Origin of the sequence: Pectobacterium brasiliense (assembly GCF_013449685.1) — a bacterium.
Classification (GTDB): Bacteria; Pseudomonadota; Gammaproteobacteria; order Enterobacterales; family Enterobacteriaceae; genus Pectobacterium; species Pectobacterium brasiliense_A.
Genome location: NZ_JACDSF010000057.1, coordinates 41,176 through 67,109, shown reverse-complemented (window position 1 = coordinate 67,109; position 25,934 = coordinate 41,176). Strand labels below are relative to the sequence as shown.

24 protein-coding genes and 4 tRNA genes are annotated in these 25,934 nt (G+C 53.5%); 6 read left to right on the top strand and 22 right to left on the bottom strand.

Features of this window, described 5'->3' with window-relative positions; translation table 11 throughout:
• Positions 1-24 precede the first annotated feature (24 nt).
• The 5 genes from yigB to lptM form a co-directional block, all read right to left on the bottom strand.
• Complete coding sequence (yigB, locus tag H0248_RS19060; protein ID WP_180787101.1) at positions 25-741, bottom strand: 5-amino-6-(5-phospho-D-ribitylamino)uracil phosphatase YigB; 717 nt, start codon at positions 739-741, stop codon at positions 25-27.
• Positions 741-1,676 carry a tyrosine recombinase XerC gene (gene xerC / locus H0248_RS19055; RefSeq protein WP_180787100.1) on the bottom strand — a complete coding sequence of 312 codons (936 nt, stop codon included), beginning with the start codon at positions 1,674-1,676 and terminating at the stop codon, positions 741-743. Before xerC ends, yigB begins: the two co-directional genes overlap by 1 nt.
• Positions 1,673-2,377: a DUF484 domain-containing protein gene (locus H0248_RS19050; RefSeq protein ID WP_180787099.1), complete on the bottom strand. Its 705-nt coding sequence runs from the start codon at positions 2,375-2,377 to the stop codon at positions 1,673-1,675. The genes xerC and H0248_RS19050 overlap by 4 nt, the downstream gene beginning before the upstream one ends.
• The gene (gene dapF, locus H0248_RS19045) at positions 2,374-3,198 is read right to left on the bottom strand and encodes a diaminopimelate epimerase (protein WP_180787098.1); all 825 of its coding nucleotides are present in this window, start codon (positions 3,196-3,198) and stop codon (positions 2,374-2,376) included. Before dapF ends, H0248_RS19050 begins: the two co-directional genes overlap by 4 nt.
• 77 nt (positions 3,199-3,275) lie before the next feature.
• Positions 3,276-3,443: an LPS translocon maturation chaperone LptM gene (gene lptM, locus H0248_RS19040; protein ID WP_374705282.1), complete on the bottom strand. Its 168-nt coding sequence runs from the start codon at positions 3,441-3,443 to the stop codon at positions 3,276-3,278.
• A gap of 77 nt (positions 3,444-3,520) precedes the next feature.
• Between lptM and cyaY the strand changes: the two genes are divergently transcribed.
• Positions 3,521-3,841, top strand: coding sequence for an iron donor protein CyaY (gene cyaY / locus H0248_RS19035; protein ID WP_180787096.1), 321 nt, complete (start codon positions 3,521-3,523; stop codon positions 3,839-3,841).
• A 127-nt stretch (positions 3,842-3,968) separates the two neighbouring features.
• Here cyaY and H0248_RS19030 read toward each other — a convergent pair whose 3' ends face one another.
• Positions 3,969-6,527 carry a class I adenylate cyclase gene (locus H0248_RS19030; RefSeq protein ID WP_180787095.1) on the bottom strand — a complete coding sequence of 853 codons (2,559 nt, stop codon included), beginning with the start codon at positions 6,525-6,527 and terminating at the stop codon, positions 3,969-3,971.
• Positions 6,528-6,859: 332 nt separating this feature from the next.
• Here H0248_RS19030 and hemC point away from each other — a divergent pair, with 332 nt between their 5' ends.
• From hemC to hemY, 4 genes are read left to right on the top strand one after another with little or no spacing between them, the layout of a single operon-like run.
• Positions 6,860-7,801, top strand: a complete 942-nt coding sequence (gene hemC, locus H0248_RS19025) for a hydroxymethylbilane synthase (protein WP_180787093.1) — start codon at positions 6,860-6,862, stop codon at positions 7,799-7,801.
• Positions 7,798-8,538, top strand: coding sequence for a uroporphyrinogen-III synthase (gene hemD / locus H0248_RS19020; RefSeq protein ID WP_180787091.1), 741 nt, complete (start codon positions 7,798-7,800; stop codon positions 8,536-8,538). Before hemC ends, hemD begins: the two co-directional genes overlap by 4 nt.
• A 23-nt stretch (positions 8,539-8,561) precedes the next feature.
• A complete protein-coding gene (gene hemX / locus H0248_RS19015) occupies positions 8,562-9,686 on the top strand; it encodes a uroporphyrinogen-III C-methyltransferase (protein WP_180787089.1) in 1,125 nt (374 codons plus the stop codon).
• A 2-nt stretch (positions 9,687-9,688) separates the two neighbouring features.
• Positions 9,689-10,882: a protoheme IX biogenesis protein HemY gene (gene hemY, locus H0248_RS19010; RefSeq protein WP_180787087.1), complete on the top strand. Its 1,194-nt coding sequence runs from the start codon at positions 9,689-9,691 to the stop codon at positions 10,880-10,882.
• A 682-nt stretch (positions 10,883-11,564) separates the two neighbouring features.
• Here hemY and H0248_RS19005 read toward each other — a convergent pair.
• From H0248_RS19005 to purB, 6 genes are all read right to left on the bottom strand, one after another.
• Positions 11,565-12,722: a M20 peptidase aminoacylase family protein gene (locus H0248_RS19005; RefSeq protein ID WP_180787085.1), complete on the bottom strand. Its 1,158-nt coding sequence runs from the start codon at positions 12,720-12,722 to the stop codon at positions 11,565-11,567.
• Positions 12,723-12,799: 77 nt separating this feature from the next.
• Positions 12,800-13,561: an amino acid ABC transporter ATP-binding protein gene (locus H0248_RS19000; RefSeq protein ID WP_010284939.1), complete on the bottom strand. Its 762-nt coding sequence runs from the start codon at positions 13,559-13,561 to the stop codon at positions 12,800-12,802.
• A gap of 9 nt (positions 13,562-13,570) precedes the next feature.
• Entirely contained in the window at positions 13,571-14,242 is a 672-nt protein-coding gene (locus H0248_RS18995; RefSeq protein ID WP_011095665.1) for an amino acid ABC transporter permease, read from the bottom strand.
• Positions 14,243-14,400: 158 nt separating this feature from the next.
• Positions 14,401-15,192: an amino acid ABC transporter substrate-binding protein gene (locus H0248_RS18990; RefSeq protein WP_180787084.1), complete on the bottom strand. Its 792-nt coding sequence runs from the start codon at positions 15,190-15,192 to the stop codon at positions 14,401-14,403.
• Positions 15,189-15,731 (bottom strand): GNAT family N-acetyltransferase, encoded by a 543-nt coding sequence (locus H0248_RS18985; RefSeq protein ID WP_180787082.1) that lies wholly within the window; start codon positions 15,729-15,731, stop codon positions 15,189-15,191. Before H0248_RS18985 ends, H0248_RS18990 begins: the two co-directional genes overlap by 4 nt.
• A gap of 9 nt (positions 15,732-15,740) precedes the next feature.
• Positions 15,741-17,105 carry an adenylosuccinate lyase gene (gene purB, locus H0248_RS18980; protein WP_180787081.1) on the bottom strand — a complete coding sequence of 455 codons (1,365 nt, stop codon included), beginning with the start codon at positions 17,103-17,105 and terminating at the stop codon, positions 15,741-15,743.
• Positions 17,106-17,352: 247 nt separating this feature from the next.
• Here purB and H0248_RS18975 point away from each other — a divergent pair, with 247 nt between their 5' ends.
• A complete protein-coding gene (locus H0248_RS18975) occupies positions 17,353-18,660 on the top strand; it encodes a histidine-type phosphatase (protein ID WP_180787079.1) in 1,308 nt (435 codons plus the stop codon).
• Positions 18,661-18,780: 120 nt separating this feature from the next.
• Here H0248_RS18975 and H0248_RS18970 read toward each other — a convergent pair.
• The 10 genes from H0248_RS18970 to wecD all read right to left on the bottom strand — a co-directional run bounded on the left by H0248_RS18970 (position 18,781) and on the right by wecD (position 25,900).
• Positions 18,781-18,857: transfer RNA gene (locus tag H0248_RS18970), tRNA-Pro, on the bottom strand.
• A gap of 43 nt (positions 18,858-18,900) precedes the next feature.
• Positions 18,901-18,987 (bottom strand) — tRNA-Leu (locus tag H0248_RS18965).
• Between the two features lie 42 nt (positions 18,988-19,029).
• Positions 19,030-19,105 (bottom strand) — tRNA-His (locus H0248_RS18960).
• A 122-nt stretch (positions 19,106-19,227) separates the two neighbouring features.
• Positions 19,228-19,304: transfer RNA gene (locus tag H0248_RS18955), tRNA-Arg, on the bottom strand.
• A gap of 264 nt (positions 19,305-19,568) precedes the next feature.
• The gene (wecG, locus tag H0248_RS18950; protein WP_180787078.1) at positions 19,569-20,318 is read right to left on the bottom strand and encodes a lipopolysaccharide N-acetylmannosaminouronosyltransferase; all 750 of its coding nucleotides are present in this window, start codon (positions 20,316-20,318) and stop codon (positions 19,569-19,571) included.
• Entirely contained in the window at positions 20,315-21,703 is a 1,389-nt protein-coding gene (gene wzyE, locus H0248_RS18945; RefSeq protein ID WP_180787077.1) for an ECA oligosaccharide polymerase, read from the bottom strand. The genes wecG and wzyE overlap by 4 nt, the downstream gene beginning before the upstream one ends.
• Positions 21,700-22,785 (bottom strand): TDP-N-acetylfucosamine:lipid II N-acetylfucosaminyltransferase, encoded by a 1,086-nt coding sequence (locus H0248_RS18940; protein WP_180787076.1) that lies wholly within the window; start codon positions 22,783-22,785, stop codon positions 21,700-21,702. The genes wzyE and H0248_RS18940 overlap by 4 nt, the downstream gene beginning before the upstream one ends.
• On the bottom strand, positions 22,782-24,032 hold the full coding sequence (gene wzxE / locus H0248_RS18935; protein ID WP_180787075.1) for a lipid III flippase WzxE: 1,251 nt from the start codon (positions 24,030-24,032) through the stop codon (positions 22,782-22,784). Before wzxE ends, H0248_RS18940 begins: the two co-directional genes overlap by 4 nt.
• 1 nt (position 24,033) lies before the next feature.
• On the bottom strand, positions 24,034-25,164 hold the full coding sequence (gene rffA / locus H0248_RS18930; RefSeq protein WP_110163398.1) for a dTDP-4-amino-4,6-dideoxygalactose transaminase: 1,131 nt from the start codon (positions 25,162-25,164) through the stop codon (positions 24,034-24,036).
• 4 nt (positions 25,165-25,168) lie between these two features.
• Positions 25,169-25,900 carry a dTDP-4-amino-4,6-dideoxy-D-galactose acyltransferase gene (gene wecD / locus H0248_RS18925; protein ID WP_110163399.1) on the bottom strand — a complete coding sequence of 244 codons (732 nt, stop codon included), beginning with the start codon at positions 25,898-25,900 and terminating at the stop codon, positions 25,169-25,171.
• Between the last annotated feature and the right edge of the window lie 34 nt (positions 25,901-25,934).

Here is a 25,934-nt window from a genome sequence, read left to right as displayed (position 1 = left end):
GATTTATACAGATTAATGCAGTGATTATAGCAATGCCGACAGCGATGCCAACCGCGAAATTTCAATATGCGGCAGCAGTCGGGCGTCCCCAATCTGCGTCAGGCTGCCTTCACGCAGGTTAATCCAGCAGGCCTGCATACCGCAGCGGATCGACCCCGCCACATCGGTCGTGAGATCGTCGCCGACATGCAGAATCTCATGCACAGGCAAATTGAGCTTTTGCGCCGCCAGATGGTACATGTCGTCAAACGGCTTGGCGCGACCGTGCGGGCCAGCGCGCAGGATAAACGAGAAATAGCGATCGAGGCCAAAGCGGTGCGGCTCAGCGTTACCGTTGGTGATGGCGGCCAGCGGTACTTTCTCGGCTAACGCCGCTAGCGTCTGGTGCGTCTCTTCGGTAATCGTAATCTGGCTGCGCCAGTGGGCAAAGTTTTCCATTGCCGCTTTTGCGCCATCCTTAGCCTCTGCCGCGCTCAGGCCGTGCTCTAACATCGCCAGTTCAGCCGCACGGCGACGCCATTCGGTCACGTCGTGATAGATGTCCGGTTCGCGCTCAAGCAAGGTCTGGCGTAAGTTCTGAAAGTCATCAGCCTGAAAATCACGAAGTGCAGGATGGTACTCTTGCAGGAAGCGGATTGACTCTTGCCCCGTGCGCCGAATGACGTCCGCGTTATCATACAGCGTGTCATCCAGATCGAACGTGATCGCCCGGATCGGGCCAAGAGATCGGTAAAAATGCATCAGGGTTTCCCTCGTTTGGCGCGTGGATGCGCGGCATCGTACACGGAGGCTAAATGTTGAAAATCAAGATGGGTGTAAATCTGCGTCGTGGTCAGGTTAGCGTGGCCAAGCAGCTCTTGAACCGCGCGTAAATCACCGCTGGATTCCAGCATATGCGTCGCAAAGGAGTGACGCAGCTTATGCGGATGGACATGACTATTCACGCCCTGCTTAATCCCCCATTCGGCAAAACGCTTCTGCACGTTGCGCATCGAGATGCGTCGCCCCTGATTGGAAATAAACACGGCATCATCCTGTGGGCCAAACAGTTCGCGCAGCGCCAGCCAGCGTTCCAGCCAGGTTACCGCCGTTTTTCCTATCGGCAATTTGCGCTCTTTACTGCCTTTCCCCATGACCCAGATTTCACCGCTGGCCAAATCAATATGCTGATAATCCATGCCGACCAGCTCCGCCAGACGCAGCCCCGCGCCGTACATCACTTCCAGCATCGTGCGGTCGCGCACGGCAAGGGGATCGTCCAAATCGATATCCAGCAGCCTGTCCATCTCGTCCACATCCATATTCTTGGGGAGTGGACGTCCGGATCGCGGCGTGGATACCCCTTTCGCCGGGTTCGCCGCCAGCATACCGCGTGACACCATCCAGTCGAGAAAGCTGCGTAATGCCGATAAACGGAGCGCCAGGCTACTGGAATGCAGCCCATCGCGCTTACTGCGGGACACCACGGAACGCACGCCAGAGGCGTCCAGCTTGCGCCAGTCAGCCACACCCGCCGCGGAGAGTATCGTGATAACCGCGGACAGTTGACGTAAATAGCTGGTCTGCGTCAGCGGACTGAGCTGGCGCTCTACTTTCAGATAACGTAGGAACGCATCAACATCAGCGTGTAACGGCGAAGAGGAAGGAGCCTCCGATAGCGCAGGCTGTCGGCTCATACCCGTTCAATCCAGCGCGCCAACATCGCTGGCAGCATCATGGCCATTTGCTGAAGCAGCACGGTTCCCATGCCATCCTGATAATGGTGGCTGTCGCGGCTGCTGAAAATCAGCACGCCCAAATCGTGATGATTTCCCATCAGCGATAGCGCGACCGACCCAACCTGTCTGGCCTGCGGCACCAGAAGCAACAGCTCCGACCCGTTCAGACTGCCAAGATAGTGGTTATGTTGTCCGAAGCGCTGAATGCGCAGCGGCTCAAAGGCGGAGCGGTTTAGCCCAAGGTGGGTAAAACCAGACGGCGCGCCAAGGCGCCATTTATCACTGAACAGACGCACCGCTGCGCCCGCCAGACCAAGCTGACGCGCCCAGCGCTGCAAGCGATCCAACATGTCTGTCAGGCTTTCCGCTGATGCCAATTCAGTTTGTAACCCAAGCAGGCGATTGAACAGCACTTCGTTCGCCCCCGCCTGTTCCATCAACAGCGTGATTTCTTCCTCAAGCTGAGTAATGTGGTTACGCTGACGCGCCAGTTGCCATTCCACCAGCGACACGGTTCCCCTGACGGGGTGAGGAATGCGCATCTGCTCGACGGGACGCGCATTGCGGATAAAAAAATCGGGATTCTGTTGCAGGAACTGCAAAACTATCTCGTCACTGAGTGCGATCTCGCGCTCTGCCTGTTCCTCGACATTCTTCATAAATGAATAAATCCATCGTAGACATGCGTTGCAGGCCCGGTCATGAATAACGGATGTCCCGGCCCATCCCACTGGATATCCAACTCCCCGCCCGGCAGCGATACGCGAACGTTCGCGGACAATAATCCCTGCTGGATCCCTACGGCCACAGCAGCACACGCGCCGCTACCGCACGCCTGCGTTTCTCCCGCGCCGCGTTCGTACACCCGCAGGCGGACAGAGTGGCTATCAACCACTTGCATAAAACCGATGTTGGCACGTTCGGGAAAACGCTCATGACTTTCCAGCAGCGGCCCCAGCGTTTCCACCTTAGCCGTGTCCACATCCTCAACCTGAATCACACAGTGCGGGTTGCCCATCGACACCACGCCACACAGCACCGTATGTTCGTCGGCACGCATGATGTAGGTTTTCTCCGCTTTGACCGCGCGGAAAGGCACCTGTTGCGGCTCGAAATTGGGTTCGCCCATATTGACGCGTACCAGTTCGTCATCGGTCACTGACAACACCATCCGGCCTGTCTGCGTGCTAACGGCAATATCACGCTTGTTGGTCAGCCCTTTCAGGCGAACAAAACGAGCGAAGCAGCGCGCGCCATTGCCACACTGCGCGACTTCGCTGCCATCCGCGTTAAAAATGCGGTAATGAAAATCCAGTTCAGGATCGTAAGGCGGCTCGACGACCAGCAATTGGTCGAACCCTACACCACAGTGTCGATCCGCCAAACGGCGAATCAATTCGGGTGAAAAATAAACGTTTTGCGTAACGGCATCAACAACCATGAAATCGTTGCCTAACCCGTGCATCTTAGCGAACTGCATTATCCTGACTCCCCCGCTTGCTTAACCGGGCGCGATAAACATCTACGTGACCTGTTATTTATTATTACCGTCACGCATTAAGGACGTATTGACGCTTTCTTTTGCGGCGGCTGGTTCTCATTTTGCTGAGTCGTTGACGCACCGGATTTGCCATCGGCAGGCATATAAAGCGGCCCTTTCAGACCACAACCGAATAAACTCACTACTGATAACACCAGAAAAAACTGGCGAAACACGTTTTTCATCACGTTAAGACCTGTCATTAATACTTGTATGCTCTCTATAATCGCAGGTGGATCATGAAAATCAATAGGAATCGAAAATGAACGATAGCGAGTTCCACCAATTTGCCGACGAACTCATGCTTCAGTTGGAAGAAACGCTGGATCGGTTTGAGGGTGATGCCGACATCGATTACGAAACTAACGGCGGCGTGATGACGCTGAGTTTTGAGAACGGCAGCAAAATCGTGATTAATCGGCAGGAACCGCTACACCAAATTTGGCTGGCGACCAAAACGGGCGGTTACCACTTCAACCGTCAGGCGGAACGCTGGGTATGCGATCGCAGCGGTGAAGATTTTATCACGCTGCTGTCAGCAGCCTGCTCGGATCAGGCAGGGGAAACCGTTCACTTCGGGTAACCGCCTTCTCAACGGTCACGCGGCGCTCCACACATCAGCGCCGTCACAACATGATCAACCCCAGAACCAGCAACAGCAGCATGCCGAATATATACCCGTCATACTTCATATTTAGGGTATAGAGTGGTTATAAAATCTGTAGCCGCTGCGCCATCGTCATCACCTCATCATTCACCACGGGGGTAATGCACAGATGAGAAAGCGCGCTGCTGCGGAACGGGATCACCTGCGAGCGACCGTCCAGTTGTACGATTTGGTAGAACTGTGGCAGGTTGAAATTGATAAAGCTGGAGCCGTAAGTAAAGCGATCGTGCGAAGACGAATAGAAGCGGCTGACATCACGCACCAGCTCTTCTTTACTGCCTTCACAATGGTGATACACCTCAACGCGATTCGACTCATCCAGAATATAGATATTAAAGCCCTGATTTTCTGTCAGATCTTCAAAGAAGAACTGGATGATCCCTTCGCTGGCGACGCCATCGACCACTGGCGGTAAATGGATATGGTTGGTTTCAACCTGAACCGGCTGGCCTTGCAGTTTGTTATTGGAAATCGCGCCATAAAACTCGACCGCATTTTCCAGCTTCTGCACCGATACACTCAGCCGCTCGAAGAACAAGCCCCAGGTTTGCCCCGCCACTTTCACCGCTTTGAAACGCCCTGGTTCTTGCTGCCGCGTACTGGTCAGACGCAGCTCAATGCATTCGGACACCAACTGCTGCACGCGGGTACGAATCAGCCCGCGCAGGTGCTGGCTGTAGCAGAAGACTTCCAGTGATTCCGGCAGCGCCGCATCCTGATGCATTTTGCCCAGAATGGTTTTCAGCGCTTCCAACACCGCCTGTTCGCCACTGAAATGCAGCGTACGCACTTCGTTCCACGAGTTGCGATACAACAGGTCGATACTACCAACCAGACACTGCTGCTGCTGGCCGAAGCTAAAGACATCCAGATGACGGAAATCGAAATGCACCACCTGATTGCGGAAGGCCGCCGTCGGATCGTGTTCCAAATTGACGATAATCGCCAGATGACGAATTTCACACGGGCTGTACAGCGCCTTCGGCGTGGGGGCAGGCAGACGCAGCGGGAAGTGGCTGGCTACGTCGTCCACCAGTGCTTGCAGGCGCGTAATGTCACACAGTTCGTTGCCTTTAATATACAGGCGCGTGCTTGGCGTCAGCAGGCCATTAAAATACGCCCACGCCACCAGCTTGTTCAGATAGCGGTTATATTCCAGCGGCTGATGGCTGACAATCGCATCCATCGATGGTGCCTGATTGTACAGGTACCAGCCAGAGCGGTTCGCGCGCCCCGCCGGAACATAGATAAAGGTTAAATTCGGCTCCGACAAATCGGGCGAAATTTGTGGGTTCAGCAGGGTAACTTTACCCGGCAGCGCTTCAAACGCAGCGTACAGTTTACGGGTCAACACACCGATATCCTGCGGGCTGGCGCTGACGCTCAGATTATTACGGCGGGCGAAGCGAATCAGGTTGCGATAGGTCTGCATCATCGCATCCAACAGCTCATTATGTGCTTCGCGTACCTGTTCGATTTTCCAGTTAGCGCGGTTATCCAGCATCGCCAGATGTTCGTCGCTCCATCCCCATTCTTGCACCAGTTGGCTCAGAATCTGACGACGCCAGCCGACACAGGCTTTTTCTCTGGAGAGCTTTTCACAAACTTTTAAGTAGAAGCATCGACGCGCCAGATCGAGGCGCGTGGGATCGTTGATCGCCGTCAGATAGTGCGTCACGCGATCCAACATCATGCAGTAAGGATCAAGACCGAAAGAGACGATCTCGCCGTCATGCAGACGTTTTTTAATTTCAGTCGACAGCAGACTGGTATCCGGGTATTCCCAGGAATAGGCTTCCAACAGCAGCGTCTTCAGTACGGCTTTATAGGGGGAATCGATGCTTTTATAGAGCTGCCAGAGACTCGCGCCGAAATACTCTTCCGCCGACAGCGTGCTCAGGCCGCCTAAATCCATCCACTCGTTAGGAGCCAGTGCCCCTTGCGAGTAGAGCGACAGCACATACTCGTCGTAGTGAGATTCTTCCTCGACCGGCACCATATTCCACAGAATACGTTTACCCGCCATACGCACGGCGGTACGGTAGAATTCATCGAGTAATAGAATGTGCTGCATGGTGCCGCAGTCTTCACCGCTCAGGCTACCGCTTTCATTGTGGCGGAAACGGCTTTCATCCATCAGGAAGAAGCTGACCTCAGCGCCCTGCGCCGCAGCCCACTGCTCAAGCAGCGTACATTTCTTCTGTAGGAATTGGCGTTCTTCGCTATCCAGCCAGGATTGGTGGCACACCCAGATATCGAGATCGGAGCTACAGCTCTGCCCGATAGACGAGGTGCTTCCCATTGAATAGATGCCCGTGATCGGCAGTTCACCCTGCGGATGAGAGCAGTCAAACTGACCCCAGCGCAACGCGATGCTATCAAGGTACTGTTGCTGCTTTTCATCAGGCGTGTGAGTGCAGATACCGTGAGGCACCTTGCCTTCAAGGTAGCCGGGCATCAACGGGTGATGATGATGTAATAAAATGGGCAGAAGACTGTAAACCTGCTGAAAAGCGGGTTTCATTGCTCCCAGAGCACGGTCAACACGCAGTTGGTTGATCGCATCCAGTCTTTGCTTCAAAGTCTCGATGTAGAAGTACAAGACGTTTCGCCTGATTTATCCCAGTGCCTAGAAAAACCCCGTGTTCCAAATCCGCATGATGAAATTAGAAGAATGTTTAGCGAATTATTGCTGGAAACGTGATCAATTTAACACCTTGCTGATTGGGCGTAAAGAAAGTAAAGAAAGTTAGACTTATCTATCTTGCTTTATTACGAATTTACCTACCCGACTGCATCAGCACGGCTTCCTATCTATGTATGCGGCACCCGAATTTCAGACCGTTTTAAAAGGCGCACCGCTAATGCCCACAACCTGACACCAACGCACCATCAATGATACGATGGCGGAAAATGATAAAAACGGTATCAAGCATGTTAGCCAATATTATTAGAATTGCCACCCGACAAAGCCCGCTCGCCCTGTGGCAAGCACGATATGTTCAGCAGTGTCTGAACCACCTCTACCCGGATTTACACGTGGAACTGGTGCCGATGGTCACCCGCGGCGACATCATCCTCGATACGCCACTGGCAAAGGTCGGCGGCAAAGGATTGTTTGTTAAAGAACTGGAGTTGGCGCTGCTTGAAGGGCGCGCCGATATTGCCGTCCACTCCATGAAAGATGTCCCTGTCGAATTCCCTGATGGCCTCGGTCTGACCACCATTTGCGAGCGCGACGACCCCCGCGACGCTTTTGTTTCCAATCATTACGACAGCCTCGATCAATTACCGAAAGGCAGCTGTGTCGGCACTTCCAGCCTGCGCCGTCAGTGCCAGCTGCGCGCCCGACGTCCCGACCTGGTGATTCGAGATTTGCGCGGTAATGTCGGCACACGCCTGTCAAAACTGGATAACGGCGAGTATGACGCCATTATTCTTGCGGTCGCGGGCCTGAAACGTCTTGGCCTTGAAGCGCGCATCCGCTGTGCGTTAAGCCCGGAAGCGTCTCTGCCAGCCGTCGGACAAGGCGCTATCGGCATCGAATGCCGTTTGGATGACGAACATGTCCGCCAACTCCTTGCCCCGCTCAATCACCCCGCTACCGCCGCCCGCGTACTGGCTGAACGCGCCATGAATGTACGCCTTGAAGGTGGCTGTCAGGTGCCGATTGGCAGCTACGCCGAATTGGAAGGCGATACGCTGTGGCTACGCGCGCTGGTTGGTGCACCGGACGGCAGCAAAATGATCGTCGGTGAACGCAAAGGAAACGTCTCCGATGCCGAACAACTCGGAATTGCACTGGCTGAAGAGCTGTTAGCCAAAGGAGCCAGCGCCATCCTTCAAGCCGTTTATCACGGATCAAGCCCATCATGACAATTCTGGTTACCCGTCCGTCACCAACTGGCGAACAACTGGTGACCCGTTTAAGAAAGCTCGGCTATAACGCCTGGCACAGCCCGCTGATCGAGTTTTCACCCGGACGAGAACTCGCCAGTCTGCCTGCCCTATTGCAGGCACTGAGCGCCGACGATTTGGTGTTTGCGCTCTCACAACACGCCATTCATTACGCCGATCCGATACTGGCACGCACGGGCATCAGTTGGCCTGCCCATCTCGCTTATTACGCCATCGGCCGTACCACCGCGCTGGCACTGCATAAAATCAGCGCGCACCCGGTAACCTATCCGCCTGAGCGCGAAACCAGCGAAACGCTCCTGCAACTTCCTGACCTGCAAGATGTTTCCGGTAAACGCGCATTATTGCTGCGCGGCAACGGCGGCAGGGAACTGCTGGGGGAAACGCTAACCGAACGCGGCGCACAGGTGACCTACTGTGAATGTTATCAGCGCAGAGACGTTCACTATGACGGGCTAGAGCAAAGCCGCCACTGGCAACAAATAGGCATCGACAAACTGGTGATCACCAGCGGAGAAATGCTACAACGGATCTATACTTTAGTACCTGATTACTATCGGGCTTCCTGGTTACTCGGCTGCCAGTTGATCGTCGTCAGCGAACGGCTGGCTGAACAAGCTCGTCAGCTTGGCTGGCGTGATATCCGAGTGGCTGATAATGCCGATAACGATGCGCTCGTGCGCGCACTACAATAAACCTGATCATGGGATGTACCATTATGACGGAACACAATACCCCCACAGCTCCATCCGACGAGGTTGCTGAACGGGTTGAACCCGCGCATCAGCAGCAGGATCCCGCACCGCGGCCCAAACGTAGCGGTGCCGTGCTGGGGGCGATCGCGATTGTGATTGCACTGGCCATAGGCGCAGGCTTGTATTACCACGGCCACCAGCAGGCGCAGAAAGAAACGGCCGCGCTTCAACGTCTGGAAGCGCAGTTCAACACATTGCAGCAACAGCATAAGCAAGAGCAGCAGCAGTGGCTGGACGCTCAACAGCAGCAAAGCAAAGCGCAGGAGACTGCCGCACAGCGTCTTGAGGCGCTAACGCGTCAGTCAGACGAGCTGCGCGATAAGCTGGCGGCGCTTTCCAGCCATGACACCAATACCTGGCTGATCGCTCAGGCAAATTTTCTGGTGAAACTGGCAGGACGCAAGCTGTGGAGCGACAAAGACGTCACCACCGCAGGCGCGTTGCTGAAAAGCGCGGACGCCAGCCTGGCGGAAATGAACGATCCCAGCCTGATAGAAATCCGCCGCGCGCTGACCAACGATATCGGAGCGCTGGCAGGCGTAAGTCAGGTCGATTTTGATGGCATCATCCTGAAAGTCAATCAGCTCACCGACCAGTTGGACAACTTGCAACTCGCCGACAACAACACCGATGAAGCGCCGATGGACGCCAACAGCACAGAGTTGTCCGCATCCTTGAGCGAGTGGCGACAAAATCTGAGCAAGAGCTGGCACAATTTCCTGGCTGATTTTATCACCATTCGCCGCCGCGACAGCGCTGCCGAACCGCTACTGGCACCGAATCAGGATGTGTATCTGCGCGAGAATATCCGTTCACGTCTGCTGGTTGCCGCACAGGCTATTCCTCGCCACCAGAATGAAGTGTACAAACAGTCGCTGGAAACGGCAGCAACCTGGGTTCGCGCCTACTTCGATACTACCGACCCCACGACGCAGGCCTTTTTAGATCAGCTCGATGCCTTAAACCAGCAGTCGGTTTCACTGGATGTCCCGATGGAGCTACAAAGTCAGGCGCTGTTGGAAAAACTGATGCAAACGCGCGTTCGTAATCTATTAGCTCAGGCGCCAGCCACACAGCAAGGGGAATGAGCATGCTAAAAGTCTTATTGCTGTTCCTGATCCTGATCGCCGGCGTTGTGATAGGCCCGATCGTCGCGGGTCACCAAGGCTACGTCCTGATCCAAACGGATAACTATGACATTCAAACCAGCGTGACCGGTCTGGTCATCATGCTGGTACTGTTCTTCCTCGCCTTTTTGGCGGTGGAATGGGTGCTCCGCCGGATCTTTCGTACCGGATCCCGCACACGCGGCTGGTTCCTCGGCCGCAAACGCACCCGCGCCAGAAAACAGACCAAAGCCGCGCTGCTCAAGCTGGCCGAGGGGGATTATTTACAGGTAGAGAAGCTACTGACGCGCAATGCCGACCATGCCGAGCAGCCCGTGGTTAACTACCTGCTGGCAGCCGAAGCCGCTCAGCAGCGCGGCGACGAATTCCGCACCAAGCAATATCTGGAGCGTGCCGCCGAGGTTGCAGATACCGATCAGCTTCCGGTGGATATTACGCGCGTGCGTATTCAGCTAGCGCGTAATGAAGATCATGCCGCACGTCACGGCGTCGACAAACTGCTGGAGGTTGCGCCCCGCCATCCTGAGGTACTGCGTTTAGCGGAGCAAGCTTTCCTGCGCACTCACGCCTATAGCGCGCTGCTGGATATTCTGCCTGCGATGCGCAAGATCAATCTGTACCCTGAAGAACGTCTACTGGATCTACAGCAGCAGGCCTATATCGGTCTGATGAATCAGGCAATGGCAGATGGCGGCAGCGAAGGGCTGAAATCATGGTGGAATAATCAGAGTCGCAAAGTACGCCATGAGATCCCGCTTCAGGTCGCGATGGCTGAGCATCTGATCGAGTGTGACGAGCATGATACCGCTCAGAAGATCATTCTCGACGGTCTCAAGCGCCAGTATGACGAACGTTTGATCCTGCTAATGCCACGCCTCAAAGCCGGAAACCCAGAACAACTGGAAAAATTACTGCGCCAGTACATCAAGCAGCAAGCCTCTACTGCGCTGCTGAGCAGCACGTTAGGCCAATTACTGATGAAACACGGCGAATGGCAGAAGGCCAGCGATGCTTTCCGCACCGCACTGGAATTACGACCGGACGCGTATGATTATGCTTGGCGCGCCGACGCACTCGACCGGTTGCGTCTGCCGGATGAAGCGGCGCAAATGCGGCGCGAAGGGCTACTGCTCACGCTACAGCAACCTGCCGACTAATCGCTACGCCACTCTTTCATAAGGCTCCTTTTGGAGCCTTTCTCTTTTTATGGGCGGTTTCATCTAGTCCGACAGAAGGCGGCTACCGAGCATTTTACTCAGACGAAAAAAAACGCTTACCGATAAACGGTAAGCGTTGAAAATATCAGGTCTGTCAGACAACAGAATGGTGCCTCACTCAACGTTATGTCCGGAAGGCCCGATGGAGATTTGCATCTTCATCTGGAGTTGGACGATAGGCACCTCAAATTGGCTCTGCGTCATTCCCAGGATTATGAAGCCGAAGCAAGCATAGAAGGTGGAATGAGCATCTACCCGCTTATTTAAGCATAAATTATGCCAATATGCATAACTTTATTATCACAGCCTCACAAAATAGAGTTAAGCATCTAATAATAAATACTATTTTTATTTATCCACAATGAGAGAAGCTAAGACACGATGGGCGGCAAAAACGAGATCGCGCTCACAAAACCTGTCGCCATTCAGAGACGATTTTGTCACGTAAAATATTAACCATTAATAATCAATTAATTAAATGTCTCTTTTTTGCGACAACATAACCCCCAGAGTGTCGTGTTTTTCCGACAGTCCTATCAAAGCTGCTGATTCAATTTAAAAAAAGGGGAAAATATCCGCGCCGGGAAACCGACGCGGACAGCGTTGACTTAATGAGAGGAGATTAGCGGGAGGACAACTGCTCTAAGCTCTGCTTCGCCACCTGATAAAGATAGTGCGCAGTCGGGAACAGCGCGCTGTCATCAACGCGGAATTTCGGGTGGTGCAGCGCATACGGTCCGCCGGAACCGACCATCATGAACGTACCCGGTAGTTTTTGTTGATAGAACGCGAAATCTTCACCAATCGGGCTGGCTTCCACGCGGCGCGCTTCAAACCCTTCGTCACTCGCCACATTCAGCGCAAACTCAACCCACTCTGGCGTGTTGATTACCGATGGCGGCCCTGCGTGCCACAGGAACTCAATTTCTGCGCCAAAGGTGCTAGCGATACCTGCAACAATCTGACGGAAACGCTGTTCAATCAAATCACGCGCGTCCTGATTGAACGTTCTGACCGTGCCTTCAACGTAGGCCGTGTCTGGGATAACGTTCCAGGTGCTGCCACTATGCACCTGCGTAATCGACACCACCGCGTTGTTGTCAGAAGACACCGTGCGGCTGATAATGGTCTGTACGGCAGAAATCAGCTGACCCAGAATGATAATCGGATCGTTACCTTCATGCGGCTTCGCGGCGTGACAGCCTTTCGCTGCGATCTTGATCTCAAAGCGGTCAACGCCCGCCGTCAATGCGCCGTCTTTCCCGCCGATAACGCCAACGGGCAGCGTCGGATCGTTGTGAATGCCGAAAATCGCTACCGCATTGTCCAACGCGCCAACGGCGATGACTTCCGGTGCGCCCAGCCCAGTCTCTTCAGCGGCCTGGAACAAAATTCGCACAGTGCCTTTCAGCTCCGGCTCGATTTTCTTCAGCAGAATCGCCGCGCCAAGTGCAGCGGAAGAGTGAAAATCATGACCGCAGGCGTGCATCACCCCTTTGTTGAGCGACGTAAATTCTACGCCAGACTCTTCTTCAATCGGCAGGGCGTCGATGTCCGAACGCACCACGACCAGCGGGCCATCCTGTAAGCCGCCAACTTCAGCAACCAGACCGGTTTTCAGCGGTAGGTCGAGGATACGAATCCCCTCTTTTTCCAATACTGCACGAATCTTCTTCGTGGTCTCAAACTCCTGATTCGACAACTCAGGATTGCGATGTAAATCGTGGCGAAATGCCTGAATAAACTGAGCCAGAGGCTCGTGCTGGGGTGCGGTTTGCATCAATTCTTACTCCACATTATCGTGCCCTATCTGGCAGGGCAGGCTTGTTCAGGCGTGCAGGTGTGTCTACGTATGCGTTAAATATCGTACTCAAGCGGCTCAGGCAGCTTGGTCAACTGACGCAGGAAACGCTGGGTTTGCGGGTTATCCGAGAAGCTAATAACCTGCTCCGCCGGACCTTCCTCAACGATATGACCATCCGCCATGAAGATCACTCGGTCAGCCACTTCTTTCGCAAACTGCATTTCGTGGGTGACGATCACCATCGTGGTGTCGTTTTTCGCCAGCTTCTGAATCACCTGAAGCACTTCGTGTACCCTTTCCGGGTCAAGTGCCGAGGTCGGTTCATCAAACAAAATCGCCTTCGGATCAACCGCCAGCGCACGTGCAATACTCACGCGCTGCTGCTGCCCGCCGGATAGCGTCACCGGATACTGTGCCGCCTGCGGCAGCAGACCAACCTGCTCCAGCAGTGCCAGACCGATTTCGTCCGCCTGCTTCTTCGGCATTTTTTTCACGACAATCAGCGCTTCCGTCACATTTTCCAGCGCCGTCTTGTTCTTAAACAGGTTGTAACTCTGGAATACCATCGCCGTCTGACGACGCAGCGCATAGGCCTCTTTAGAGGAATAACGACGCGTATCCAGCGTTTGGTCGCCAATTTCAATCGTGCCCGACTCTGGCGTTTCCAACAGGTTCAGACAGCGCAACAGCGTGGATTTACCCGAACCGGAGGGGCCGATAATCGCCACGACTTCGCCTTTGGCGATATCCAGACTAATGTTGTCCAACACCACCTGATCGCCAAAGCGTTTAGAAAGATTCTTTACACTGATCATGTCAGCCCCTTATCGCTGTAGCGAGTGATTCAGTTTCTTCTCAAGCTGTTTTTGCAGCCAGGCGTAAACCACAATCACCATCCAGTAAATCAGCCCCACAACTAGGAAGGTCTCGAAGAAACGCAGAGATTCAGCGGCAATCATCTTGCCTTCCGCGAACAGTTCGGAGACGCCCAGCGCAAAGGCCACCGAGGTATCTTTAATCAGGGAAATGAAGGTGTTACCCGTCGCGGGCAGCGCATTCAGCATGGCCTGAGGCAACACGATGCGGCGGTAGACCTGCGCTTTGCTCATACCAATGGATAAGCCTGCTTCCGTCTGGCCGAAATCCACCGAGGCCAAGCCCGCACGGAAAATCTCAGCCATGTAGGCGGACGTTTTCAGGCTAAAGCCAATAATCGCGGCCGTCATCGCATCCAGATTGGATAAGCCGGGGAATAGCTGCGGCAAGCCGAAGTAGATGATAAACAGCTGAACCAGCGACGGAATACCGCGAAACAGCGAGATATACAGCTCGACGATTTTTACTACCACGACAATCTTGCTTTCACGGACTAACGCCAGGATAAGGCCGAGAACCATAGCAAAAAACATCGAAACCACGGCGAGGAACAGCGTGGTTGGCAAATACATTAATACCTGGGGAAAGACCTTTAGCAGGTAGGCAAGATCGATATTCATGAGTAATACCATTAATGCTTCCACCGGCCATATTGCACCGGTGGAACAGGGTTATGACTATTTGCTATATAACGAACATCTGGCTACATAACAAGCCATCTGGCGACATAACGAATCATCAGGTTACGTAATGACTCGGCCGAGATAACAGTGTGAGGTTACTTAGCCGGTGATACCGTGATGTCTTCACCAAAATATTTTTCGGAGATCGCTTTCAAGCGCCCATCTGCACGCATTTTCGTTAACTCTGCATCGAACTGCTTACGCAGCGCATCACCTTTCTCGTCCTTATGGAACGGGAAGCTGACTTCTTCAATCACCAGCGGCTCGCCGACCAGTTTGAACGGCAGGTTACGCTTATTAATTTCTGCCAACAGAATCGGACGTGAATTCACGTAGCCTTCAACGCGCTTAGACAGCGCATCGTTCATCGCGCCATCACGTGTTTCATAGGTGCGAATATTCACGCTGCCGTCGGCAAACGCTTTTTTCAGGTTGTTAACATGGTTGGAACCCAGAACCCCAGCAACCGTCTTCCCTTTTAGGTCAGCCAGTGTATTAATGTCCGCGTTGTCTTTGTGCGTCACAATCTGGCTGCCATAGAAGCTATACGGTTGAGCGAAATTATATTTTTCCTGACGCGCTGGAGTAATGGCTACCACATTCGCCACGGTATCCAGCTTTTTCGCTTCCAACTGGCCCATCAGGCCACTGAAATCAGCGGTGACCCACTCAACTTTGTAGTTTAGATCTTTCGCGATGGCTTCCGTGACTTCAACGTCAAACCCGACCAGCTTGTTATCCTGCTTGAAGCCACTTGGATAACTTTGGCCTGTTGAACCCACTTTCAATACTTTTTCCTGCTCAGCGCCGCTCTTCCCAGAATCACAGCCAGCAACAAGAAAGGCGGTCGTCAGCGCCAGAACAGACAACGTTACTTTTTTCATCATTTTACTGCCTCTCTTTTTGATTTTTTATCTTTCCACTGGTCATACAATTGGCTATCAAGGATTTTTTCCATCCAGATTGTCAGGTGTCCTTTTCCCAGATTCGTCTGCCCGACTTCCTTGAAACCATAATTTCTGTACATCTCAATCAGCCACGGGTGGTTTTGCGCGGTGCCAAGCGACACGGCAGGCGCTTTGAGCTGCTTAATCAGAATTTCTTCCTCCAGCCAGCTCATCATTTGCTTACCCAGTCCCTGTTTTTTATAGCCAGGGTGCGTTGCAAACCAGCCCAGATGAGGTAGACCGAACGGGCCCGGCTCAGGCCCCCACGGATAGCGGATGGTAAATGACGACACCATCTCACCGTCTTTTTCCATCACATAAACGCCGTGTGAGGCAATATGCGTACGCACCATGTCGATATCCGCATGGGCGGCGGAAAAATTGATGCCTAACTGGCGAATCGGCTCAAATGCGGCCAGCGCCAGCGCCAGAAAAGTTTCATCGTCCGCAAGCGTGGCCTGACGAAATACGATACTCATGGTGTCACCTTATGCTGGCAGCAGGCCGGAGTTATCTGCATAGCGAATCACGTCATCAACCTTCTGCGGCGCACTGCCAACGTAGTTAGCCGGATTCAGCCATTCGTCCAGATCGGCAGCGGTTACCTGTTCAGACAGCACTGGATGAGCCAGCAGCACCGATTTAAAGGACTGATTCTGCTCGAATGCCTGCATTGAGCATTCGTAAACCAGATGGTGAGCAGTCTGCTTGCCGAGACGTTTACCAATCTCAAACATGACTTTTTCGGACAGCAGCAGGCCATTTTGCAGATCGAGGTTCGCCAGCATCTGCTTCTCGTTGACGGACATACCACGCAGGATGCCAAGCGCATTCTGAAGCTGAGCGGAGAGATAGATATTGATTTCCGGCAGCGCAATCCACTCCGCACGCCAGCTCATCGCATCACGCTCATGCTCAACTTTCATCGATTCATGAATCAGTGCAGCGCTCTTAAACAGCGGAGCCGTCAGGCTCGCCAGCCCTTCCAGCGCAGCTGGATTGCGTTTGTGCGGCATCGTGGTTGAACCGATTTTCCCTTCGGAGAACGGTTCTTCGATTTCGTTAATCTCGGTGCGCATCAGGTTGTACAGCTCATTACCGATTTTGCCCAGCGTACCGCTGATCAGAACCGTAACAGAAGCATATTCGGAGAAGCGATCGCGGGCAGACTGCCAGCCGATATTCGGCGTATTCAGCCCCAGCTTATCCAGCGTCAAACGCTCGATTTCCGGCCCTTGTTCGCCAAAAGAAGCATAGGTACAGATGGCACCGTTGATGTTGCCGACGAGAACACGTTCCTTGATTTCAGTCAGACGTTCGAGGTGACGGATAAACTCATCCAGCCAAACAGCCAGTTTGAAGCCAAACGTGGTGGGAAGCGCCTGCATACCATGGGTACGACCGGCCATCAGCGTGTGTTGGTATTTCTTCGCAAGACGTTTCAGTTCAACGGCCAGCAGTTGTGTATCTCTGACAACAATATCAAAAGATTGTTTCAGCTGTAACACTGTCGCGGTATCAACGATATCCTGCGTGGTCACGCCGTAATGAATAAACTCACCCGCCGCACCGCACTGTTTCTGAATCGCGGCAATCGTCGGCATCAGAGAATGCTTCATGCGCGCGGCATCTTTAGCAATCTCTTCAACGTTAAGCGCGCTTGCATCAGCGTTTTCTGCAATGGTTTTTGCCGCATCCAGCGGAATGACACCCAGTTCACCCTCAGCAAGCGCCAGGGCAACTTCAACTTCGACCTGTTTAGTCAGGCGGTTATGCTCGGACCAGACGTCGCGCATTTCAGGCGTGCCAAAATTATTCCCTATAAGAAGAAAATCAATAAGATGTGATGCCATAGTTAACTCGTTAGTGTTGGATTTATCAGGCGGGATTTATGTCGTCTTTTTAATTTTTAAAAATATAACATGTGGAAATTATGCGCTTTATACCTTTGGGATCTATCTTAGATCAAAAAGTTTGATTGCAAACTATGCATGTAGAAATGTTCGCTAACACTCTCTCCACTGCTGAAAAACCAGCTTGTCACTTTTTTCCACCTACAATGAAACTCCTTATCCGTATGACCGCTGACGAAGGATTATCATGCTTTACCACACGACATTGCGTATACCCCGTAGCTTATTGATTACCATGATCATTATTTCAGCCTTTTCTACTCAGGCCCAAGCGCAGGATCGCTACCAGTTGGAAAAGGTCGTTGAAGTCAGCCGCCATGGCGTACGTCCTCCAACAGCATCCAATACGACGGCGCTGGAGTCTGGTACGGCACGAGAGTGGCCACAGTGGGTCACACGCGAGGGGGAATTAACCGGACACGGCTATGCTGCCACTGTGCTAAAAGGCCGCTATGAGGGCGAGTATTATCGTCAACAGCATCTGTTCACGTTAGGTTGTCCAACGGAGCAGCAGATTTATGTGCTCGCTAGCCCGCTACAACGTACCCGCGCAACGGCACAAGCCTATATGGACGGCATGTTTCCCGGCTGCGGCGTTGCGACGCATGCCGTTGAGGATGAAAAACAGGATCCGCTGTTCCACGGGGATAAAATGGGGATTGGCACGCTTGATCCCGAACGGGCAAAAGCGGCGGTGCTGGAAGCCATGGGAGGTGATTTGAATATCGCCTATGAGCGTCTTAAGCCCAGTATCGAGCTATTGAAGCAGGTCGTATGCGAAGCGGATAAGCCGTGTCCAGTGTTTGATAAACCGTGGGCGATAAAACAGGATAAAGACGGTTCGACTTCTATCAGCGGCCTGAATACGCTGGCGAATATGAGCGAGGTTTTCCTTCTGGAATACAGCGAGAATCTGCCGCAGGCGCAGGTCGCTTTTGGTCACGTCAGCAACACACAGGATCTCATCCCATTGATGGCGCCGATGACCGCTAAATACGACTTCACCAACGATGTTCCCTATATCGCACAGCGCGGCGGCTCGCTATTCATGCAGCAAATCGCACAGGCTCTGGCACAGGGGACGCAGGAAGCGCAGGACATGTCACAAGGCGAGCCACCAGCCGTGCCTTACTTGCTGTATGTCGCTCACGACACCAACATCGCCTATCTGCGCACGCTGTTGCAATTTCATTGGCAGCTACCCGGCGATACTGCCGATAACATTCCGCCCGCAGGCAGTTTGGTATTCGAACGCTGGCGCGATACCACCACTCAGCAGCGTTTTTTGCGTATCTATTTCCAGACACAATCGCTGGATCAGATCCGTTCTCTAACGTCGCTTGACGATCGGCAACCGTTACTGAAAGAAGAATTGACCTCTCAGGGCTGCCAGCAGACGGAAAAAGGCACGCTGTGTTCTTTTGATACCGCACTAAAATCAATGCGAGAAAGTATCGATAGCAGCGCGCTAGCACCTGTGCATTACGCGCCGTAATGCACGATATCGCAGAGAACAAACGCCTTGTCGGGTGAATGAATTCGGCAAGGCTTTCGCCAGAGAAGGCAAATTACAGACGAAAAAAAGCACATCTTTCGATGTGCTTTTCTTTGTAATTGGTCGGCGAGAGAGGATTCGAACCTCCGACCCACTGGTCCCAAACCAGTTGCGCTACCAAGCTGCGCTACTCGCCGAATGTACTGCTTTTTTTGAACATCACTGATGTTCTCGTTTGTGTGGTGCGAAGAGAGGGACTTGAACCCTCACGTCCGTAAGAACACTAACACCTGAAGCTAGCGCGTCTACCAATTCCGCCACCTTCGCATAACTCACAAACTGTCAATCAACTGCTATATCTGCAAAATCTGGGGTGGCTAATGGGACTCGAACCCACGACAACTGGAATCACAATCCAGGGCTCTACCAACTGAGCTATAGCCACCATCACCACACTTTACATCAACTACTTATTACGCGGTACTTCCTTTTTACGGGATACTTTCTTTACGAAGAAAAGTGTACCACCGCAGCTCTTGCACACAATATACGCGTTAACACAATAAATGGTGCGCCCGACAGGATTCGAACCTGAGACCTCTGCCTCCGGAGGGCAGCGCTCTATCCAGCTGAGCTACGGGCGCTTAGCGCCGTTGCGGGGCGGGATATTACGGGCTTAGCGACTGGCTGTCTAGTGCTTTTTTATCGAAATGATGCGTTTGATTAGGATTTGCTCACTCCAAGCTAAATAACACACAGTTCCGCCCTTCCCGCCCCCAAATACTACGACTTACTCCCTGTCAGCGACGTTTTTTTTGCCCAGTCCCAGCACGAAATAACACAGGCTGACCACGGCTAAAAAGGCGATACCGACCCGTAAAGACATCCGCGTATCGATATTAAAGAACCTACAGGCGGCCGCTGTAGTGGTAGGCGACATATTTCAACAGCTTAAACTGCCGAAAAATACGGCTTGGCTGGGACAGCAAACGATACAGCCATTCCAGTCCTAAGTTTTGCCACACAAGCGGGGCACGCTTCACATGCCCAGTAAAGACGTCATACGTTCCCCCCACGCCCATATACAGCGCATCGGGATAGTGGTGACGACAGTCGCGCATCAGGATTTCCTGTCGTGGCGACCCCATTGCGACGGTAACAATTTGCGCACCGCTGGCGCGGATACGTTCGAACAAGTCATCGCGCTGCTCTGGCGTAAAATAGCCATCCTGACTGCCGACAATATTCACGTTCCACTGCTCCCGCAGTTTCGCTTCCGTTTGTGCCAACACATCAGGTTTGCCGCCCACCAGAAAAACTGGCGTTCCCTCCTTGCCCGCCCGTGCCATTAGCGCTTCCCACAGATCAGCGCCTGCAATCCGCGTGACGTCAGCCTGCGGGTATTTGCGCCGAATGGAACGCACGATACTGATGCCGTCCGCATACTTGTACTCTGCGCGATCGAGCAACACACGCAGCGCCACGTCTTTTTCCGCCGTCAGCACTTTCTCAGCATTAATCGCGACGAGCGTGCCCGTTTGAACCCGCTCGCCCCTAAACAGGTAATCAACAAACTGCGCCATATTTTGAAAGCCGTGAATGGGCAAACCACGAATGGTATACAGAGGAATGGTCTCTGTGGTTTTTAACGCTGTCATACCTGCTCCTTTATCACAGGATCCACCGTGTTGTGTGTCGACGCGCTCGGCGTGGCTCGCATACGCATCAGACGCTGCCGGATGAGTCCGGCGCTTTCCAGCAGCCAATAGAGCAGTTTGGCAACCAGCAGACACAGACCAAATACCAGACAGAAAAACACCACACGTGAAACAAAAGAATCGATGCCTTCACGCGTCAGCACAATAATATTGAACACCGCCCCGAAGCAGAACGCCTGTAAAATAGCGGCCTTATAGCGATTGCTGTCGTTCTTCCCTAGCTTGTACACCCAGTCGAACCACTTGATCACCAGCCCTACCGCAATCGCGCCGAGCGGGATAAACAGCACCCCGCCCATCACCACCAGCGAACCCAACAGCGTGGGGGAAATTGCCAGCCCAGAGCGGTTATTCAGCACTTCCCAGGTGAAATAATTCGCACTGTTTAACACCAAATTAGGACGGTCCGGCCATAGCCAGGAGGGAATAAAGACGTAGAAATCGCGGGCAATCGGTGCCAGCCCCTGGAATTCAATCTTGTCGTAGTTCTGCCATAGCAGCGCCAGATTTTCCCAGGGCGAGAAGGTGTCACGGGTTAAATAGAGGAACGTATAAAAGGCGTAATCACCGCTGACGTCCAGCCCATAGCGCTTCAGCGCCAGCCAGAACATCCCGACAATCCCGAACGCACCGGCAGCAACCAGCATCCAGAGCGTAATCCAGCCGCGCACAATGCCAATAAACAGAAATAGGGCGAAGGCGATAATCACATTCGCACGCGTCCCGCCAACAATAACATACGTCAGCATCCCAAATGCGACCGTTCCGATGAGGAACAGTAGCCACGCACGCTGCGTCTGGCGCAGGAAATACACCACCAGCATCGCCGGAATGAAGAAGTAGAAAAAGCGTTTCAACGCCACGCCGGATACATCGCTGGAGAATATCTGGCTATAAGAACGCAGCTTAAACAACAGGAAACCATTGTTGAGGAAGAAAATACCGACGGTGGCAACGGCAATCAGCGCCAACAGCAGCCAGGTCAGATTGGCTTCAACCCGGTTCACCGTCAGAAGTGGCGCACGTGGCGCGGAGGTTTTCTGACGTAGCCGCGTCTTATAGCTGACGTAATAGATCGCATAGAACGCCGTCGCAGACAGCATCGCCTGAAGCAGGAACTGCACAGGAACCACTTCAACGCCAAACCGGAACACCAGCACACAGGTAAACGGAAAACCAAAATAGAACGTCAACAAATAGAGCAGGGAAAACAGCACGTTAAAATTAAAACGCACCCGTCGGAACTCCATCCAGGTCAGGCTCAGGATAAAGATGACTGAAATCAGATAGACGACAAACAGCCCACCAAATTGCCCCAGCGTCATGTTGTTTCTCCCGTCGCCAATGCCAGCGCATCGCGCCAGCCTTGCAGATAATTGGGATTAAAGAACGCAATCTGTTGCTTATCGACTGATGCTAGCTGGCGCTGCGCTTCACGCACCAGCGCTTCATCCAACTCGTCACCGTAAAACAACACGGGCAGCCCTTGTTCCGTCAGGTCCTGCCAGAACGGATTTTGTCGGCTGATCACGAACGGTACGCCAAACTGAATCAGCAAACACAATGTCCCGATTCCCTGCTGGCGATCGAAAATAAAATAGCCCAAATCGCAAGTACGCAGCATGTTGAGATAATCATCAAACGCCAGTTGGTCTTTCAGCAGTTGGAAATTTTTCACGCCGAACAGCGCCAAACCGTCCTTTTCCACCTGCGCGATGTAGGACTCGTTATTCGCGGGATAGCCCATCGGCACAACGACCCGCACATTTTTCCCGAACTGCTTGTGAATCTCCCGCAGCGCTTCCTGATGGCGATTCGTGCGATCGCCAGAATTGCCGACCAGAATCGTCATCGGCCCTGCCAGCGGTTTATCCACCTGCATGCCCGTGAGCGCGGGATCCATTCGCGTTGGGAAGTACAGCAATGACGTCGGTACGCGAGGTGAACGCTGCTGATACCACGCCAAATCGCCACGCGTGGCAAACACGTGTCCGACACGCTTTTGCGCCATACGCCGCAGCAGATAAAACAGGCGATATTTCAGGCTGCTCGCCTCTTCATACAAATCCGCGCCCCAGACGTGCCAGTAAACCTGCTCGGATTTGATTTTTCCGCTCAGCAACGCCAGCCACAGCGTGGGATTAAACTGCCCATGCAGGAAAAAGCGCATCTTGCGGTTCGCTTTGGCTCTGGCAATAACGGCCTCAGCCAGCGTTTTCTTATCCACGCAGGTTTCGATACGCAGCGCGGGGAAATCGGCCGATGAAATGCCGTCGCGGGACGCCACGATAAAATACCGAATCTGCTGTTCGGGGAGTTCCGTCGCCAGTACGTCGTTAAAAAAACGTAAAACGGTCTGGTTATGATGCGGGATGTCAGATCCCAATACATGAATCAGTGTCGTCATGCTCGCCTACGGTAAATAATGAATACGCAACAACAGAGCAAAAAATAGACCAGGTAGGTTGCCATATAGGCCTGTGCCGCACCTTGTGCGCCATAAAGCGGAATCAGCCAGTGGGAAAACCCGGTCAGCAGGAGAAACTGGCTCACTTCCGTGAGCAGATAAAAGCGCAATGCCGCTTTCGCAATGACCAGATAGCCAAAGACGTAAGCGCCCACTTTCATTACATCGCCGACCAATTGCCAAACGAAGAGATCTCGCATGGCCGTGAACTCGCTGGAGAACAACAGCCAGATGGCAAAATCTCGCAGCAGCCACACGCAAAAGCTAACGCCAGCCACAACGGGCAGCACAAATTTCAGCGAGCGGATAATCTCCTGCGACAACGCGACTTTATCCGTCAGGCGCGAGAGTGTCGGCAGCAAATACACGGTAAAGGAGGCGGTAATGAATTGCAGGTAAGCATCGGAAATACTGCTGACGCCCTGCCAAATACCCACGTCGTCCCAGCTGTAGTGTGCCGCCAACAGGTTACGCATCATGATGTACGCAACGGGTAGCGTCACCGCGGTCATCAACGCCATCAGCGTAAATTTGCCCAACTGCCCGGCAATCGCGCGATCCCACGCGGGTTTTAGCGATGTCAGCGACAGCGGAGTGCGCCGATATAGCATGATGCCTGCTGGAATCACCAGCAGCGCGGGCACCAGCGCCAGCCCTGCCAGTGCGCCAACATAGCCGCCCAGTTGCAGGCAGAGCCAAAAGGCTGCCAGCCCGATCAGGCTGCCGCCGATCACAGCTAGCGCATTGCCTATCGCATCCCGATAGCCCTTGAGAATTGCCAGAAACAGGTTGGCGTAGGCGATACCCATCTGGATGAACGCCAGCGCACGCACCACATCGCGATAGTCATCATGCCCAAACAGCAGATTGGCGATAGGCGTTGCAACGGCTAGAAAGAGAATCGCCAGTAGCGTGGAGAACCCCAGCACCAGCGTGACTGACGTGCCGAGCAGCGGCCTGAGCCGTTCCGGCTGTTGCTGGTACTCCGCCACGTATTTGGTGACGCCGTTGAAGATCCCTGCGCCAGCTAATACGCCCAACACCGTAATCAACTGGCGGAAATTCCCTGCCATCCCCACACCGCTAGGGCCAAAAGCGACCGCCAGCAGTTTGACGACAACCAGCCCCGCGCCGATTTTTATCAGCGTGGAGCCTGCCGTCCATATCGATGCTTTCGCCAGCGACATATCAGGAGAAGAAGCTCAGAATGGTATTGATTACCGTCCGCTGATTGACGTCTGACAGGTTGTAGAACAGCGGTAAACGCACCAGCCGCTCGCTTTCCTGCGTGGTGTAGCGGTCTTCACCGGAGAAACAACCGAAGTTCAGACCCGCCGGGCAACTGTGCAGCGGGATATAATGAAAGACCGTCATGATTTCGGCTTCTTTCATGTAATTGATAAACGCACTGCGGTCGTCCTGGGAGCTGAGTTTGATATAAAACATGTGCGCGTTGTGAATCCCATTGGCAGGCACGGTCGGCAGGGTAATACGCCCGGCATCAGCCAGCGATTTGAATGCCGCGTAGTAGTTCTGCCACAGTTTCAGACGACGTTCGTTGATCGGTCGCGCCGCTTCCAACTGTGCCCAGAGATAGGCAGCCTGAATATCCGCCATCAGGTAGCTTGAACCGATATCCCGCCAGGTGTATTTGTCCACCTGCCCACGGAAGAACTGGCTGCGGTTGGTGCCTTTTTCACGGATGATTTCCGCACGCTCCACCAGCCTTGCGTCATTAATCAACGTGGCTCCGCCCTCGCCGCCCGAGGTGTAGTTCTTGGTTTCGTGAAAGCTAAAGCAGCCGATGTGGCCGATAGCGCCCAGAACACGGCCTTTGTAGCTCGACATCACACCCTGCGCGGCATCTTCCACGACATATAAATCGTATTTCTTCGCCAGTGCCATAATCGCGTCCATCTCGCAGGCTACACCTGCGTAGTGAACTGGCACGATAATGCGCGTCTTTTCCGTAATGGCCGCTTCGATCTTCGTTTCGTCAATGTTCATGGTGTCCGGGCGAATATCGACAAACACGATCTTCGCACCGCGCAGTACAAAAGCATTGGCGGTAGACACAAAGGTATAGCTCGGCATGATCACTTCATCGCCGGGCTTCACGTCCAGCAGGATAGCGGCCATCTCCAACGAAGCGGTGCAGGACGGCGTGAGCAGGACTTTTTTGCTGCCGGAATAATGTTCCAGCCACTGCTGACAGCGACGGGTAAATCCGCCATCGCCGCACAATTTACCGCTGCTCATGGCAGCCTGCATATAATCTAGTTCTGTACCAACAACTGGGGGCTCATTAAATGGAATCATGTGATCACCTGTATAACCAATACGCCGTGCTCTCAATCATGGCACCACGGCGAAGATAAAGACGAAGCGCCGCCACGTTGCTAACCTGTGTCGCGACCCGAAGACGTATCAACTCTTGTTGTCGGCACCACGCTTCCGCCAGCGCCATCAGCTGTGAACCGATGCCACGTACCGTAACGCCCGGCCACACGCCCAGTAGACCGATACGGGCATCCGAGTCATTCACTCTGCGTAGCGTGACCCATCCTTGTGGATTGCCCGCGGCATCTTCCACCAGCAAACAACCGTGGTCGAACGTACCGCGCACGGCATTCTCAATCCACTGCGCATAGAAACGCCCGCTATCCTCCGGTTGATACCACGGAGAACGAAAACGGCTCAGTGCAAAAACACGTGACGCCGCGCCCCTTAGTGCAGGGATATCGTCGGGTGTAGCTTCACGCCAGCGCGGTAGCGGCGTAACAACCGTCGTTCGTTGGAGCGGCAGACTGAGATCGACCTCGCCTTCAACCAATCGAAACCCAAGATCGGCAAGCGCATCTGCCAACACCAGGTTGTCCGCTGCGATTTTAGCCTGCGTCAGCGTAAATGCGTTCAACGCATCGAGCGTCAACGCAGGCGCAGAAGGCGAAAAATTCAGCTTACCGCTGTCAATCTGGAAGAATTCGTTCTCCCAGCCCAGCGGTTCAACCGTAGCGCGAATCTCTCCCTTTCCCATTGATATCGGATGGGGCATCGTTTCGCTCCTCTCTTTTCCACCATCAGACGCA